Below are 15907 nucleotides of genomic sequence, written 5' to 3' on the forward strand. Positions count from 1 at the left end.
CAGCTCGTGATGAGGCTATCAATGGTGGCGTCAGGCAGTTGGCGACGGTTGCGGGCTTAATCGGCCCGCGCATGGGCCCGTTATTCGATTTGGGTCTGACTGGTCAACGCTTCAATCGATTCATGCAATTGCAGCCATTCCTCTTCCAGCGTTTCGGCAGTGGCGGTCAGCTCGCCATGCTCGGCCAACACGGCAACGCGTTCATCTCTGCGCGCATCAGAATAAAAATTTTCGTCGGCAATCAGTACATTGATCTGGGCAATCCGCGCTTGCGCGGTTTCCATGGCCTTTTCGACTTGTGCAAGACGTTTATCCAGCGGTTTGCGCAGCTGTGCAATGCGTTGGCGTTCTTCAGCCTGCTGGCGCCGCACCGCCTTGCGATCCGGAGCGCCGCTTAGTCCATCGGCCGCAAGCGAGGCATCACGTTCTTCCTGGCGCATGGACAGGGCGCGCTGGGCAAGCCAGTCGCGGTAGTCGTCCAGATCTCCGTCAAATTCAATCACCTGACCATCTGCGACGATCCAGAAATTGTCGACGGTGGTGCGCAGCAGATGCCGGTCGTGCGAAACCATCAGCATGCTGCCATCGAATTCAGCCAGGGCGGTGGCCAGCGCTTCGCGGGTATCAACGTCCAGGTGATTGCTGGGTTCGTCAAGCAACAGCAAATTGGGCTTTTGCCAGACGATCAGCGACAGGGCCAGCCTGGCCTTTTCACCACCGGAAAAGGGCGCCACTTTGTCATTGACTTTATCGCCGCCAAAACCAAATCCACCCAGATAATTGCGTAGTTCCTGTTCGCGTGCCTCGGGCGCAATACGCTGCAAATGCTGCAGCGGGCTAGCGTCAACGTCAAGCATATCGAGCTGGTGCTGGGCAAAATAGCCAATTTCCAGGCCCTTTGATGGCTTGTAATGACCCGCAAGCGGCACCAGTTCGCGGGCAATGGTTTTGATCAGGGTACTTTTACCGGCACCATTGACCCCAAGTACGCCGATTCTGGCGCCAGAGCGGATCATCAGCTCTATATTCCGCAGAATGACGGTCTGATTGCCTTGTTCGTCAATATACCCGGTGGACACCTTGTCCAGGCGAAGCAGCGGATCCGGCATGGATGGCGGTGAAGGAATATGAATATAAATACCAGACTCCGCCTGCAGCGGGGCCAGCTTTTCCATGCGGGCCAGCGCCTTGACCCGGCTTTGCGCCTGCTTGGCCTTGGTGGCTTTGGCCTTGAAGCGGTCAATGAACGACTGCAGCCTGGCAGATTCCCGGCCTTGGCGCTCAATCGCGACCTGAAGCTGGCGCACACGCTCGGCGCGCTGAGTCAGAAAATCATCGTATCCGCCCTTATAGCGCACGAGTTTTTGCTGATCCACGTGCAAAATAGTCCGGGCCACTGCATTCAGAAATTCGGTATCGTGGGAAATCAAAATGATCGTTCCCTCATAGGCGGCCAGCCATTTTTCCAGCCACAACATGGCATCCAGGTCCAGGTGGTTGGTCGGTTCGTCCAGCAGCAGCAATTCCGAGGGGGCCATCAGTGCGCGGGCCAGCGCCAGGCGCATTTGCCAGCCTCCGGAGAAACTGTTGACCGCCTGGGTCCACTGTTCGGGCTTGAAACCTAAGCCGGCGAGCAATTGCTCGGCCCGTGACGGTGCGCTCCAGGCGTCAGCCTCTACCAACGCCGCTTCCAGCTCGGCAATGCGGGTGCCGTCAGTATCGGGTGTGGCAGCACGTGCCTGCTGCAGCTCGCGCAGATGCCTGTCTCCGTCAATGACAAATTCCCGCGCAGGCTGGGTAGTGGCGTGGATCTCCTGTTCGACGGTGGCAATCCGCCACGAGTCGGGAATGAACAAATCGCCGGCGTCGGCATCTATCCGGCCTTGTAGCAGGGCGAACAGTGTCGTTTTGCCTGAGCCATTTTTGCCGACAACGCCAACCCGCTCCTTGGGATGAACCACGAAGTCAGCATTTTCCAGCAGCACCTTGGTGCCGCGACGTAAAGTAAGGCCAGAAGAGCGAATCAAAGCGAGTAATCCGAGGAAAAATAATAATTAGAACATGATGGGCGGCATCCGTCAGAATATGACAGGTGATACCAATCACCAATCCACAACCATTCAGCAGCGTCCGATGGGCCGGTAGTACGGGAATGGTTCTCAACCATGGTTGCCGGCGCGTCACATTTGCCGGTATGACGCCGAGCAGTGGCGTTCAATGTCTCGGTGCCGATTGCGACCGTGCAAACCAGGGCCTGTACTTGCCCGGTATGGCGCCAGGCAAGCCCTTGAATGTTTGCAGGATAGCGTCAGCGTGGCTGCAACTGTTCCCGCGTCAATAGCAGGACGGAGTCGTCGCCCTCGGCCGTTTCCAGAAATACCGGATTCAGTGCTGGGAAGGCGTTCATGAAGTTTTCATATTCATTGCCGATTTCAAGAACGATAAAGCCGTCATCGCTAAGATGCGCTGCGGCCTGGTCCAGAATAGTGCGAATGATGTCCATGCCGTCGTCTCCGCCAGCCAGGGCCAGCGACGGTTCGTGCTGGTATTCGCTGGGTAACTGCGCCATGGTGGTGCTGTTCACGTAGGGTGGGTTGCACACAATGACATCGTACCGCTGCTTTTTCAGCGGCGTGTACAGATCACCCTGTAGCACGTTTACCCGCTCGCCCAGTTGGTACATGTCAACATTTCTTTGCGCCAGGCGAATGGCGTGATCAGACAGATCAACCGCGTCTACCTGTGCATTCGGAAAGGCCAACGCAGCAAGAATGGCCAGGCAGCCGGAACCGGTACAAAGATCAAGCACATGCTGAACGTTCTCTGGATCATCCACCCATGGCTCAAGATGCTCGGCCAACAGTTCTGAAATGGGCGAGCGCGGCACAATGACCCGCTTGTCTGTCAGGAAACGGTGGCCCTGCAGCCAGGCTTCGCCAGTCAGGTATGCCAGTGGGACGCGTTTTTTGACACGCAACTCGATCAGACTGACGCATTTCTTTTTCTCGTCTTCCAGCAATCGGGCATCCAGAAATGGATCCAGCGTATCAAGCGGCAAGTGCAATGTGGAGAGGACCAGGTAGACGGCTTCGTCCCAGGCATTGTCACTGCCGTGACCGAAAGCCAGCTGTGCGTCATTGAAGCGGGAGACTGCGTAGCGAATAACATCGCGCACCGTTTTCAGTTCATTGTGGATTTTTGAAGCCATAAAATATCCGATATTAAATGTTTGATATACAACTGGGTAGTGACAGTCTATAACAGAAGGTTTTCAAGCGTTTTACGATAAATGGCGGCCAGCGGCTCCAGGCTGTCTACCTCGATATGCTCGTTGATCTGATGGATAGTGGCATTGATCGGCCCAAATTCAATCACTTGCGGGCAGATTTTTGCAATGAAGCGCCCATCCGACGTTCCACCGGTGGTCGACAGTGTTGTTTGCACACCCGTTACGTCCTGGATTGCGGCAGACAAGGCGTCGGACAGTTCGCCCCGTGGCGTCAGAAACGGCTCGCCGCCGAGGGTCCATTCAATGGTGCTTTCCAACTGGTGCGCATCCAAAATGGCCTGCACACGCGCTTTGAGCGATTCAACGGTACTGGCGGTGGAAAACCGGATATTGAACAGAAATTCGGCGGTGCCTGGGACAACGTTGGTGGCTCCCGTGCCAGAATGGAAATTGGAAATCTGGAAGGTGGTAGGAGGAAAGTACTCATTTCCCTGATCCCATTCGGTGCTCGCCAGTTCATGCAATGCCGGCGCGCACAAATGAATCGGATTGCGGGCAAGATGGGGGTAGGCCACATGGCCCTGCAAGCCTTTGACCACAACCTTGCCTGACAACGATCCCCGTCGGCCATTCTTGATGACATCACCCAATACGGCTGTCGATGTAGGTTCGCCCACGATGCAGTAATCCGGCTGCACGCCCTGTTGCTTCAGATATTCACAGACTTTGACCGTGCCATTGACGGAAGGGCCTTCTTCGTCAGAGGTAATAAGCATGGCAATGGAACCCCGATGGTCGGGGTGTGCCTGCACAAACGCTTTGGCGGCGATGGTAAACGCGGCGATGGAGCTTTTCATATCAGCTGCACCACGGCCATACAGTTTGCCGTCGCGAATCGTAGGCACAAAGGGGTCGCTATCCCACTGTTCCAATGGGCCGGTGGGGACCACGTCCGTATGCCCGGCAAAAATGAGCAGCGGCGACGCAGCATTGCGTCGCAGCCAAAGGTTTTGCACTTCTTCGAAAGGCAGATGTTCTGCCACAAAGCCAGAATCGGCCAGTTCAGCGGCCAGTGTTTGCTGGCAATCCCGGTCGTCTGGCGTGACCGACTGGCGGGCGATCAGCGTCTGTGTCAGGGCCAGTACCGGTGAAGAAATTGCATCACTCATGATCAGGCACGCAGCAGATCGTTAATACTGGTCTTGGCGCGGGTTTTTGCATCCACGCGTTTGACGATCACGGCGCACGCCAGGCTGTGTGAGCCATCAGCCGCGGGCAGGGAGCCGGGCACCACCACTGAACCGGAAGGTACACGACCATAGGTCACTTCACCGGTTTCGCGGTTATAGATTTTGGTGCTTTGAGAAATGAAGACGCCCATGGCGAGGACTGAATTTTCTTCAACAATCACGCCTTCGACCACTTCAGAACGCGCGCCGATAAAGCAGTTGTCTTCAATAATAGTTGGGTTCGCCTGCAGCGGTTCCAGCACGCCGCCAATACCTACGCCACCGGACAGATGCACGTTCTTGCCGATTTGCGCGCAGGAACCCACAGTTGCCCAGGTATCGACCATGGTGTTTTCGTCTACATAGGCGCCGATATTGACGTATGAAGGCATCAGGACCACATTTTTACCGATAAAAGCGCCACGACGCGCGACGGCGTTGGGCACGACACGATAGCCGCCGGCCTTGAAATCTGCTTCGGTAAAGTCCTGGAACTTAAGTGGTACTTTGTCGAAAAACTGCATCGGCGCGCTGTTCATGACCGCGTTGTCATTCAGACGGAAAGACAATAGCACCGCTTTTTTCAACCACTGGTTCACTGACCAGTCTCCGTCCTTTTTCTCGGCAACGCGCAGCGTGCCGTTGTCCAGTCCGGCCAGGGCAGTGCCCACGGCATCGCGCACTTCGGCTGAAACAGTAGAGGAAGACAAATTGGCGCGGTCATCCCACGCTTTTTCCAGAACGGTTTGAAGGTCAGTAGTCATAAGATTTGGATAGTTTGAAAAATAATAAACACAATTGTGAAAGATAGGCCATCTTCCGGATGGGGCGTGCCCATGGCCGGCTAATGCGCTTTTCCTTCGCGGGATACCGAAGCTTAACAAAATCCCCGGCGTTACAGTGAAACCGGGCGCTTGCGCGGCTCTTTACCTGGACTGCAGAAAGGGGCCGGGTCGCGAGCGGCCCGGCTTACAGTCAGCTGCTGTAGCGATCGCGGACAAACCGGGCGATACGCTGGGCGCCTTCCACACATTGGTCTAGCGGCGCAACCAGCGCCAGCCTGATGCGATTGGCGCCTGGATTGATTCCATGCGCTTCACGCCCCAGATAGCTGCCGGGCAGTACCGTCACATGCTGTGCGCCAAACAAATCACGAACGAAATCAGGGTCGGCGACCGGCGTTCCCGCCCAGAGATAGAACGAGGCATCGGGCATTTTTACGTCCAGCACCTCAGCCAGAATCGGGTAAACCGCATCAAATTTGGCTTTATACAGGGCGCGGTTTTGTTCAACATGCGTTTCATCATTCCATGCGGCTGTGCTGGCCGCACTAAATACCGGGCTCATGGCGCTGCCGTGATAGGTTCTATAAAGGAGAAACGATTCAAGCAGGCTTGCATCGCCGGCGACAAAACCCGAGCGCATGCCAGGTACATTCGAGCGTTTGGACAGGCTGGAGAAACAGACACAGTTTTTGAAGTCGGTACGGCCCAGCCTGTATGCAGCCTGCAAGACGCCTACCGGCGGATGCGCATCGTCGAAATAGATTTCGGAATAACATTCATCGGAGGCGATGACAAAGCCGTAGCGGTCCGACAGTTCGAACAACAATGCCCACTCGGCTTCCGGCATGACATTGCCTGCGGGATTGCCGGGAGAGCACACAAATAGCAATTGTGTCTTTTCCCAGATGTGCGCAGGCACGGCCGACCAGTCGGGGCTGAAGTTGCGTTCAGGCACGGCGTTGACGTAATAGGGCTGCGCGCCTCCCAGCAGGGTGGCGCCTTCGTAAATCTGGTAAAACGGATTGGGGCAGATGACCAGGCTGTCGCTGGCGCCGTCAAGCACGGTTTGGGCAAAGGCAAACAGCGCTTCCCGGGAGCCCAGGCAAGGCAGAACCTGGCTTTGTGGATCTGGCGCGGGCATGTCGTAACGGCGGCCGATCCAGGCGGCAATCGTTTCACGCAACAGCGCATCACCCTTGGTCGGCGGATAGGCGGACAGGCCGGTCAAGTGATCGGTGATCGCCGCGTTAACCAGTGCTGGCGTAGCATGCTTGGGCTCACCAATCGACAGGTTCACATGGGTCAGCCCCGCAGCAGGGGTAGGAGCAGTGGCAAGAAGCGCCCGCAATTTTTCAAAGGGATAGGGTTGCAGCAGACGTAATTTAGGATTCATGACAGACCTTGCGAAGATGCGCAAGTTTACCATTTATAGGGGCTGGTCAGCATCGATGCGACCCCCATTCTCTCTATGATATGGCGGCTTATTTCAGACCGTCGTTATTGGATAAGTTCGTCGTTGCTATTTTTCGCAAATACGCCTGGTCCCGTTATGATAGAGTCACCGTGATCGGCGGATTGGCCGCTTTAGAGGTTGTGATATGACGACGTTTTCCCATTCGTTTTCCATGACGAGCACTCGTCTTATTCTGTCTTCGTTTACCGAAGCCGATGCGCAAGATGCCTGGTCCTGCCAGACGCCGACGCTTGCTCGCTACATGGAATGGGACATGAGTCCGAATGAGGAAGCATTTCGGCACGTATGGCAGGGTTGGCTCAGCGGATTTGAGAAGGGGACAGATTTTGTTTTTTCCATCCGCCTGGTCAGGCACAATCAGTTTTTGGGCCTCTGTGGCGTGCATTCTGCAAATACTGGCTCGCCCGAACTTGGCATATGGATCCGCGAGGATGAGCATGGGAATGGCTACGGGCGTGAAGCGGTGCAAACGTTAGGCGTCTGGGCCAGAGCTACTTTGAATCCCGATATTCTGGTTTATCCCGTAGCAGAGGAAAACAGGGCAAGCCGTCGCATTGCACAATCGATGGGCGGCGTTATTGTCCAACGGGAACAGGCGCGCAAGTTTGTGCGTTTGACGTACCACATCGCTTGCCCGTGAATGCGCAAAAACAGCCGTGCCCCTTGAAGGCAAACTGCTGTTTTGGAGGTTATTTATCGCTTTTTATGGTTTTTTCGACTGTGAAAATCATCGAATTGACATAATTTCTTTACGCAGAGCACCAAACCCTACTATAATCCCCGTTCTTTGATGCGAGCGTGGCGGAATTGGTAGACGCACTGGATTTAGGTTCCAGCGCCGAAAGGTGTAAGAGTTCGAGTCTCTTCGCTCGCACCACAGTATTTAAACCTGTTGATTATATAGAATCAATAATCATCAAAATCAACGGGTTACGCATCTGTTTGCCGCTGCGGCACTGAAAAAATAACCACTACCCAACGCGCTCCCGGGCTTCTGGCACCTGCATCCAATTGGCACGTTCAAGCAGCTTGGCGCGGATAGCTTCCAGTAAGGGGCCTTTACGGACCACCGTGATGCCTGGGATATTCGGCCTGCCTTTAGCCGGCCCAAAGTCCGGGTTCATCGCAACTTCATGCGCATTTTGGAACATATTGCGATTACCGGTGTCCACGTATGATTCTGCCGGCACACCTTCGGCCAGCAGGATATCGAACTGCTCCAGCTCGATATGGAAGTACTGGAAGGATTTCATTTCAAATTGCTGCACAATTGATTTCCCATTGACCAGATTCATTGCAGCAACCAGATTACCGTCAAAGCTGACGTGGTGACCAGGTGACATAAACAAGTCGCGGTGTGGCACATTGTCGGCGATGCAGCCTTTCTTAAAAAGGATCGGAAGAGCGCGCTTGGCGTCTTTGTCGGCGATACGGCTTTTGTAAAGCGTACGGTATCCGAGCCATTTTACGGTGGCGACGCCGCCACTGGCAGTTAATATTTTATCGCCGGCTTTTAGGTATTCAACCTGAACCTCACCGTCTGGTGTCGCAATGTGTGTGCCTTTGAGGTAGCATGCAAACGTAAGCGTGTCTCCTTCCAATGTCATGTTGCCGTCAATCCATGGAGCGTTGAAATTGCCAACAATTTCACCCTCACTGTTTTTGAAAGTAAGTTTGCCATCGACAAAACTATAACTATTAGCGCCAATGACCTGTATTTCTGAACCCGGACTCACAACCGTTAATTGAATTAATGAGCTGGACTGATCAATACTGGTTCCTGTCGAGTCATATATAAGCTTGCTACCCCCATTAACCCGAATATCAAATGGGACTTGTCCACTGGATAGAAACTCTGGTGTAAATTCAAGTGTGGAACCATTCTCAACAAAAACAGTGGGCCTGGCTTCGGTCGTAAGGCCCTCCCATGCAGTAAACGCAACAAGCTTGACATTAGCGCCCTCGTCAAACCGTAAATCGGTTGTATAGTGAGAACCCTCTTTGCCCAAGACTGCCAAATTGAGTGGTTCAGGAGAGTCGGAAGGATTGTTGATTATTAATCTGCCAAGATGGCCATTATCCTCAATTTGCACATTAAGTGTGCCGTCTTCAACGTAGTCAGCTTGGTCGACCGACAACGTCTTTACGTAATCATCAACATTTATATCTGCCATGAGTTCACCTATCCTGTTCATTCTCTAATTTTTGTCTTGGATGAGTGAGCCTGCATATTCACCCTTACCGTTTGTAAATAATGGAAATATTTGACAGACTGATTATTAACAGATATGAGGTGAAAATCAACGGATATTTATGTTTGCTCACTCCTGGCAGTGAAATAATTCTTAAATAAACACAATTATTTATGAAATATGACAGTCAATTATCAGGGTGGTCAGAATTTTTGGGCAGTATGTCCGCCTCGCCAATCCGATAGTTCCAGTGGTGTACGGATCCCTATGGAAAATAATCTGGCAAAAAAAGACGCCTTTTGGTTTTTCATTCATTGGCCGCTCCTTTTGCAATTGATCTTATCGAACACGGGTAAACCCGAGATTGTTAACAAACGTTAAGTTTCGTAATATTCCGCAATGCATGCGTTCCATCCTAAGTGTCGTATGCATTTTCGCCTTTCGGCACGCGTGCCTGGGCGTTTTTTTACGTCCTCTATCGGGCGGCAGGGGTAGTGGCTGCGCCGGATTAACCACATTTGTCATTACACTTTTGCCATTAACTCACCCGAACGCGTGTCTCGTTGGTGATGGTGCTCATTGGCAGTATTCAATTTGCTTCATATCCGGAAATATGCCGTCCGCACTGTCGTAGCTGTGCGTCAATCTGGATCGCATTACAGTATGCAGCAGCATATTCCTTGCATCTCAAACTCCTCTGCGTTATCACAATCGTTATACTTAAGAGCAATAACAATTGAATCAGAAGTTCGTTCAAATAATATAGGCCCTTTTATACACTGGGTCATTTGGGAGACATATATTGAAGCGTTCGACATTCATGGCATTGACCTTATCCTTGGCTTGCACGCCTGCGCTGGCTGCTTATCCGGAACGGCCTATCACCTGGGTCATTCCCAGCCCGCCAGGCGACGGCTCAGATTCCATCGGCCGCTTGCTTGCAGATAAGGTAGGCAGGGCGCTCGGGCAAACAATCGTGGTACAGAACAAACCGGGGGCAGGGGGAGTGATTGGGTCGGAGTCGGTTGCCGGCGCCAAACCCGACGGGTATACCATGATTGTCGGCAATGCCGGCTCGCATGGAATCAATGCGGCTATCTATAGCAAATTGCGCTACGACGTTGTTAAAAGCTTCCGCCCCGTGGGCTTGTTCTGCACAGCAGCCAATGTGTTGGCGGTTCGCCAGGATTTGCCGGTCAGCAATCTGAAAGAATTTGTCGCCTACGTAAAGAACAGCAAAACCTCGCTGAATTATTCCTCAGGCGGTATCGGCAGTTCGGCTCATCTTTCTGCAGAATTGTTCAAGAGTCTTGCCGACGTGCCGTTGGTTCACATTCCGTATCGTGGCGCAACACCGGCGGTTCAGGCCGTGCTATCGGATGAGGTGGTTACCATGATTGGCAATTTGCCCCCGTGGCTAAGTCAGATCAAGTCGGGCAAGGCCAAGGCGTTGGCGGTGACCACAAAGGAGCGTGTGCCAGAGCTGCCCGACGTACCGACACTGGCAGAAACCTATCCGGGATTTGAAACGGTAGCGTGGTTTGGCTTGCTGGCGCCGGCCGGAACGCCAAATGAAATAATAGAAAGCGTGAACAAGCAAATCAACGTGGCGCTGGCATCTGCAGAAATTCAGGAGCGGCTTAAGGCAGTCAGTTGTGCGCCGGCCGGTGGCACGCCCGAGGAGTTTGCCGGGCGCATCCGCAATGATGTCAGTCGTTGGAAAAAACTGGCCCAGGAAAAGAACATCAAGGCCGATTGATACGATGCTTGCGGTCTGGCAGCAGTAGTGCAGTCAGACTGCCAGCAACGTTTCAATGCCAAACGGCACAGGCTTGAAGGGATGGGCGCTTATCAATTGCATGTCGGGCTCCACACCCAGGCCAGTACGGTTGGGAACATGGTATTTGCCTTTTTCCAGCGTCGGGTGTTGCTGCCCGACCAGCGCATCATATAGCGGGCTTTCCTCGAATTGTAATTCGAGCATATGGGCCTTGCTGGCGACACAAGCGACATGCAGCGATGCGACAGTGCACACCGGACCGGTCGGATTGTGGGGGGCGAACAGCACATCGTGTGCGGCAGCCATTTCTGCAATTGCCAGCATATGGGCCGGACCGCCGCAATACTTGATATCGGGCATGACCACATCGAGCAGTTTTTCACGAATCTGCATCTCGAAGGAAGCGACGCCAACCTGGGTTTCTGCTGCTGCAATGAGTACGTTCTGTTCATTGGCGCGAGCCTTGATTGTGCGCAGCGAATCCCAGTTGTCATAGGTTTCTGCAAGAGGACATTCAAACCAGTGCAGGCCAACTGCCTGCAATTGATCCAGTACATCAAGCGCGCTTTTCTCGTCGAAACGCCAGTGACAATCCACCATTAATCTGGCTTGAGGTCCAACGGCTTCACGGATGGCATACAGGCAATCTACCCCGTGTTGGATCAACTGGTCAGCTTCTCCTGCAGCGCATGCATCCGGTGTGACGCCGTCAAAGGGCGCAGCCTTGAATCCCGAGAAGCCTGCAGCGGCAGCTCTTCTGGCTGTGGCGGCAAAGCCTGCCGGCGTGCGCTCGACCGTGGCGCGATTAATGTTTGCGTATACTGAAATTGCTTTTCGTTGCAGCGGGGCAAGCACGGCATGTAGTGGCACAGCATCCTGCTCGGCACGAATCGTCCAGAGCGCCTGGGCCAGGGCGCTGAGCACCGCATTGGACACCAGTCCGCCAGGTAGCGAGGCTGACGGTCGCAACTGTGCAATGGCCGCTTCTACCGTCATGCCTACCAGCGGCTGACCATGCAACTGGGTCGCGGTGTGAAGGGCCATTTCCCAGCCGTTAAGCGAGGCTTCTCCCCAGGCCCGGCTGCCATCATCCAATTGAACGAGAATGAAAAACCAGTTTGTTTTTGGGGAAACATTGAACGGTACAGCAGTGACGGACGCGATCGTACTCATATTTGTTCAGGCATGCCAGTAGGATGGATTGGAATCTTCATTGCTCAGCAGGACAGGCGGCTTTCCGGAAAAAGTGTTATTTCAGATGTTATCAACAGCAATATCCTGGAAGTCATAATCATAATGCAGTTCGAAGTGGGAGGGCGCAGGATTGTAAGTATGTCAATGTGAAACATTAGGCTTGTGATTTTCCGGTAAGCTATGGTGCAGCATCGATGCACCGAAATTATAAAAAGGAGTATTCAAATGAAAATGATGACATATGTGGTAGGCGCAATGTGTGTCGTGGCGTCCTTGCAAGCCTATGCGGCAGAGCCGGTAAAGCCGGCGCATCAACACGCCGCATCAGTGTGCAAGCATGTGCAGGACACGGCAGAGGCTACATTGCAGGCGCGCAAGGGTGGTCACAATGACAGGGCCGGGGACAAGGCCAAGCTGGGCAACAAGAGTAATGATCCGATGTTTACGTATGCTATTGATGTTGCGTACGATAGCGACGTTAACAAGACAGGTATCGGAAAGGAAGCGTACGACTATTGCATGTTGCACAAGGCAGGCGCTTGATCTGGTCCGGGTTGTTGGTGTATGAAATCCTGGATTCAGGCACTTGTTGTTATCGCCAATAGTGTTGCAAGCCATTCAATGGCGCTTCGGTTTGGTGCAAATGTCGCACCAAACCGGTGCTGGCGCTGCATATTGTCGTGTCGTTGATGTTCTACCTCGATTCTATAACTTGTCTTGGCCCTTTAATTTGCCATGTTCCTGTAATACTCTGCGTACCTGGGTGATTAACGGCGCGTCGGTGAGGGCCGTTGCCCATCTTCTGGTCCCACAATATCGTACATAAAAACTAATAGGCTGAACAATAGTGCAGACGCAATAACGATCACCGATTGCGTCTTCTGTACCCAATTTCTTTGCCGGCCAAAAGGTGTCGTTGCCGTTGGCCAATGCCATTGCTTCCAGTCTTTGGCGCTTTGTCAATAAAACGGGCACAAGTTTTGCTTTATCAATGATGAGATACGCCCAGCACTGCGCCCGCATGCGAGCAGGCTGGTCGATCCCGGACACAGGTGTTTAACACATATGTGAATGCTTTGGGCACCGCCGCAAAGCCTGTCTGTAACTGGAGAAATAAGTATGAACAAGAGTCTGTTGTCGGGATTGGTGCTGACCGCTTTCGCGGGCCTGGCGCAAGCCGAAACATCGGTGCAACTGTACGGGTTGGTTGATGCCGGTGTGGGATATTCACAAAAGAAGGTCACCTATGGTGACAGTTGGGTCAAGACCCGTGACATCGGCCTGGTCGATGGCATTGGCGGCACCAATAACTGGGGCTTGAAAGGCAATGAAGATCTGGGCAATGGCACCAGCGCCATTTTTCAGTTGGAAAGCGGCTTTAGCCTTGGGACCGGTCGTTCTCTGTCCGAAGATACGCTGTTTAGCAGGCGCGCGCTGGTGGGGTTAACAGGGGCAGACTGGGGTACAGTGATGCTGGGCCGCCAGTTTAACGTGGCCGATGATCTGCTATCCCCCCTGGATCCCTTTGGTACCAATTTCGGACAGGCCGGTGTCACAGGCGGTGCGTTTGGCGATGCTGTCTCGGCCAATATGTCCGACTCGGTAAAATATATGAGCCCGGTCTGGAGCGGCTTTCAATTCGGAGTGGGATTTTCCGGGCGTAATCAGAAAACGGAATACAGCAGCGGCGCCGGGCGCAGTGTAGATAGAGACACTTCTAACTGGATTACCGCGGGGCTGTCCTATACTAATGGTCCCTTGACCGCAGCCGCAGCTTATGACAGGTTTCGTAGTGACCTGACACTGGGGGATCAACATGAAAAATCCACCAGCAATATGTGGAATGTTGGTCTTACCTATGATTTCAGTGTGGTCAAGGCGCACTTGATGTATGGCCAGACCCGCGGTGCTCTGCCAGCGTCAGGCTTGTCGTCAGGACTGATCTATTCACTGGATACCGCATTTGCTGATAGTGGTTATCCGGCATTACTCAGCAGTACCAGTGGATATCGTCAGCAGGCATGGCTGGCCGGACTGACGATTCCGGTTGGTGACGCTGGTAAAGTCATGTTGTCCTATCAGGGCAATCATGTGAAAAACTCGGACAGTGTGTTCGACAAGGCGCGCGGCAGCCTGCATATTGGCAGCCTCGGATATAGTCAGGATTTGTCCAAACGTACCACGCTCTATGCCGTTGCGTCTTACGGCAGTGGCAATGTGCGGTTTGATGCGTTGGACGATAAGGTCAAGCTTAAATCCACATTAATTGCTGCAGGAATACAACACCGCTTCTAAACGATCATCCAAAATGTCGTAAAAAAGCCTGATTGATGCGAAAAAGCGACATCTTTCAGGCTTTTGCTATTGCGGTATTTTTCTGGTGTCACCGGGTGCTTCTGCACTGAGTGCGCCGTCATGCCTGCTATCGCGCCGGCTACGCGCGACATCTCCATATACATGCTTCCGAAGCTTTTTTCCTTTACATGGATCAAGGCGATGAACAGCTCCTCAAAAATACAATACTTCTCAAGCTGCTTCCGTAACCCTTTGATTCAAAAAGATAAGTGGGCCCGTATGCAGTGGTTTGTCAACATGGTTGGCGTGTTTGCTCTTTACGTACAGGCAAACACGACAATCATGGTGTCGAGCTACCGGTTAATCCGGTGAAGCTGGCCGGTGTCATACCGCTAGCCCAAAGGTGTTGAAGTAATCCGGTACGCCGGAATGAAATTTGTAAATGGAGTATTCAATATGAAAAAGGCATTGCAATCTATCGTGCTGCTCGGTGCAGCTACCGGTGTGGCGCAAGCTGCAACTTCTGTCACGCTGTACGGTCTGGTTGACGGCGGTATCGGTTATACCAAGGCCAAAATTACGCAAGACGCGACCAAGTTCAAAGGTGAAAGCTGGAATGAAGAACGCAACGTTGGCATGATTAACGGTATTCTGAATGGCAACCGTTGGGGCCTCAAAGGCACTGAAGATCTGGGTAATGGTACCAGCGCCATTTTCCAACTGGAAAGCGGCTTTGATCTGGGTAATGGTCGCTCCGCACAAGATGGTCGCCTGTTCGGTCGCAAAGCCATTATCGGTCTGACCGGAGATAGCTGGGGTACATTGACCCTGGGTCGCCAATACAACGTGGCCGACGACGTGGTTTCTGGAATTGATCCTTTCGGCACTGGTGTTCTGCAGGCCGGTGTTGTTGACGGCGCATTCGGTGATTCTCCTTCTGCCCGTATGGACAATTCTTTCAAGTATATGTCGCCTGATTTCGGCGGTTTTAAATTCGGTATTGCCTATTCTGGCACTCATAACAAGAAGTCCTCTGAAGAAGGCAGCATTGAGACAGAAAACCGTGATACATCCAACTGGGTCTCTGCCGGTCTTGGCTTTAATAATGGTCCTGTCACTGCCGGTCTTTCCTACGACCGATTCCGCACCGATATTCGTGTTCGCGGACTTGAATTTAATCCATTGACAGGTCGCAATGAGCCTTTTGACACGAAAACCAAAGACACCACTCATATGTGGAACCTGTTTGGCGCCTATGACTTTGAAGTCGTCAAACTGCACCTGGGTTATGGTCAGATCCGCGGTGCCGTCACCAATGCTGCCGGTGTAAGTAGTGTTGGCCTGAATGGTAAATTGGCTGGTTTCACAGAAGTAACGAATCCCGCCAGTGACGTTTTTGGTTTGAACTACACACAAGCCAACGGCTTCCGTCAACAGTCCTGGATGGTTGGCCTGAGTGCGCCTGTGAGCGACACTGGTACCGTCCTGTTCTCATACCAGGGCAATACGTCTAAAAATAAAGCTGACACATTTGATGGTATGAAAGGCAAGCTGAATATTTTCAGCCTGGGCTATGTACAAGGCCTGTCCAAGCGTACCCGCGTGTATGCTGCCGCTTCTTACGGTGTAGGCAAAATGAAGTTTGATGAGTCGCTCCACAGGGGTAACGTTAAACTGAAATCCACGCTGATTGGCGTGGGTCTGCAACACCGCTTCTAATGATATGCAT

13 protein-coding genes and 1 tRNA gene are annotated in these 15907 nt (G+C 52.9%); 6 read left to right on the plus strand and 8 right to left on the minus strand.

Features of this window, described 5'->3' with window-relative positions:
• Window positions 1–80 precede the first annotated feature (80 nt).
• From EV681_RS19720 to dapC, 5 genes are all read right to left on the minus strand, one after another.
• Window positions 81–2027, minus strand: coding sequence for an ABC-F family ATP-binding cassette domain-containing protein (locus EV681_RS19720; protein ID WP_130304925.1), 1947 nt, complete (start codon window positions 2025–2027; stop codon window positions 81–83).
• 281 nt (window positions 2028–2308) lie between these two features.
• Complete coding sequence (gene prmB / locus EV681_RS19725) at window positions 2309–3208, minus strand: 50S ribosomal protein L3 N(5)-glutamine methyltransferase (RefSeq protein WP_128396220.1); 900 nt, start codon at window positions 3206–3208, stop codon at window positions 2309–2311.
• 47 nt (window positions 3209–3255) lie between these two features.
• Window positions 3256–4398, minus strand: coding sequence for a succinyl-diaminopimelate desuccinylase (gene dapE, locus EV681_RS19730; protein ID WP_128396221.1), 1143 nt, complete (start codon window positions 4396–4398; stop codon window positions 3256–3258).
• 2 nt (window positions 4399–4400) lie between these two features.
• Window positions 4401–5222 carry a 2,3,4,5-tetrahydropyridine-2,6-dicarboxylate N-succinyltransferase gene (gene dapD, locus EV681_RS19735; RefSeq protein ID WP_128396222.1) on the minus strand — a complete coding sequence of 274 codons (822 nt, stop codon included), beginning with the start codon at window positions 5220–5222 and terminating at the stop codon, window positions 4401–4403.
• Between the two features lie 211 nt (window positions 5223–5433).
• On the minus strand, window positions 5434–6636 hold the full coding sequence (gene dapC, locus EV681_RS19740) for a succinyldiaminopimelate transaminase (protein ID WP_128396223.1): 1203 nt from the start codon (window positions 6634–6636) through the stop codon (window positions 5434–5436).
• Window positions 6637–6841: 205 nt separating this feature from the next.
• On the opposite strand from dapC, the gene EV681_RS19745 reads away from it, so the two are divergent.
• Window positions 6842–7357, plus strand: coding sequence for a GNAT family N-acetyltransferase (locus EV681_RS19745; RefSeq protein WP_128396224.1), 516 nt, complete (start codon window positions 6842–6844; stop codon window positions 7355–7357).
• 152 nt (window positions 7358–7509) lie between these two features.
• Window positions 7510–7594, plus strand: a tRNA-Leu gene (locus tag EV681_RS19750).
• 94 nt (window positions 7595–7688) lie between these two features.
• Here the strand turns inward: EV681_RS19750 and EV681_RS19755 are convergent.
• Window positions 7689–8891 carry a Hint domain-containing protein gene (locus EV681_RS19755; RefSeq protein WP_128396225.1) on the minus strand — a complete coding sequence of 401 codons (1203 nt, stop codon included), beginning with the start codon at window positions 8889–8891 and terminating at the stop codon, window positions 7689–7691.
• An 820-nt stretch (window positions 8892–9711) separates the two neighbouring features.
• Between EV681_RS19755 and EV681_RS19760 the strand changes: the two genes are divergently transcribed.
• Window positions 9712–10668 (plus strand): Bug family tripartite tricarboxylate transporter substrate binding protein, encoded by a 957-nt coding sequence (locus tag EV681_RS19760; RefSeq protein WP_242612328.1) that lies wholly within the window; start codon window positions 9712–9714, stop codon window positions 10666–10668.
• 33 nt (window positions 10669–10701) lie between these two features.
• Here EV681_RS19760 and EV681_RS19765 read toward each other — a convergent pair whose 3' ends face one another.
• Window positions 10702–11862, minus strand: coding sequence for an enolase C-terminal domain-like protein (locus tag EV681_RS19765; protein ID WP_128396226.1), 1161 nt, complete (start codon window positions 11860–11862; stop codon window positions 10702–10704).
• Between the two features lie 246 nt (window positions 11863–12108).
• Here EV681_RS19765 and EV681_RS19770 point away from each other — a divergent pair, with 246 nt between their 5' ends.
• A complete protein-coding gene (locus tag EV681_RS19770) occupies window positions 12109–12426 on the plus strand; it encodes a hypothetical protein (RefSeq protein WP_128396227.1) in 318 nt (105 codons plus the stop codon).
• A gap of 576 nt (window positions 12427–13002) precedes the next feature.
• Window positions 13003–14178 (plus strand): porin, encoded by a 1176-nt coding sequence (locus EV681_RS19775; RefSeq protein WP_128396228.1) that lies wholly within the window; start codon window positions 13003–13005, stop codon window positions 14176–14178.
• Here EV681_RS19775 and EV681_RS19780 read toward each other — a convergent pair.
• Complete coding sequence (locus tag EV681_RS19780; protein WP_130304926.1) at window positions 14175–14375, minus strand: hypothetical protein; 201 nt, start codon at window positions 14373–14375, stop codon at window positions 14175–14177. The genes EV681_RS19775 and EV681_RS19780 overlap by 4 nt on opposite strands.
• Before the next feature lie 259 nt (window positions 14376–14634).
• Between EV681_RS19780 and EV681_RS19785 the strand changes: the two genes are divergently transcribed.
• The gene (locus EV681_RS19785; RefSeq protein WP_130304927.1) at window positions 14635–15897 is read left to right on the plus strand and encodes a porin; all 1263 of its coding nucleotides are present in this window, start codon (window positions 14635–14637) and stop codon (window positions 15895–15897) included.
• Window positions 15898–15907: the final 10 nt, after the last annotated feature.

The organism is Advenella incenata (assembly GCF_004217095.1).
Classification (GTDB): domain Bacteria; phylum Pseudomonadota; class Gammaproteobacteria; order Burkholderiales; family Burkholderiaceae_B; genus Advenella; species Advenella incenata.

Coding starts and splice junctions, on each gene's coding strand:
- prmB (WP_128396220.1), bottom strand. CDS start 3,208: ATGGCTTCAAAAATCCACAATGAACTGAAAACGGTGCGCGATGTTATT.
- dapE (WP_128396221.1), bottom strand. CDS start 4,398: ATGAGTGATGCAATTTCTTCACCGGTACTGGCCCTGACACAGACGCTG.
- dapD (WP_128396222.1), bottom strand. CDS start 5,222: ATGACTACTGACCTTCAAACCGTTCTGGAAAAAGCGTGGGATGACCGC.
- dapC (WP_128396223.1), bottom strand. CDS start 6,636: ATGAATCCTAAATTACGTCTGCTGCAACCCTATCCCTTTGAAAAATTG.
- EV681_RS19745 (WP_128396224.1), top strand. CDS start 6,842: ATGACGACGTTTTCCCATTCGTTTTCCATGACGAGCACTCGTCTTATT.
- EV681_RS19755 (WP_128396225.1), bottom strand. CDS start 8,891: ATGGCAGATATAAATGTTGATGATTACGTAAAGACGTTGTCGGTCGAC.
- EV681_RS19765 (WP_128396226.1), bottom strand. CDS start 11,862: ATGAGTACGATCGCGTCCGTCACTGCTGTACCGTTCAATGTTTCCCCA.
- EV681_RS19770 (WP_128396227.1), top strand. CDS start 12,109: ATGAAAATGATGACATATGTGGTAGGCGCAATGTGTGTCGTGGCGTCC.
- EV681_RS19775 (WP_128396228.1), top strand. CDS start 13,003: ATGAACAAGAGTCTGTTGTCGGGATTGGTGCTGACCGCTTTCGCGGGC.
- EV681_RS19785 (WP_130304927.1), top strand. CDS start 14,635: ATGAAAAAGGCATTGCAATCTATCGTGCTGCTCGGTGCAGCTACCGGT.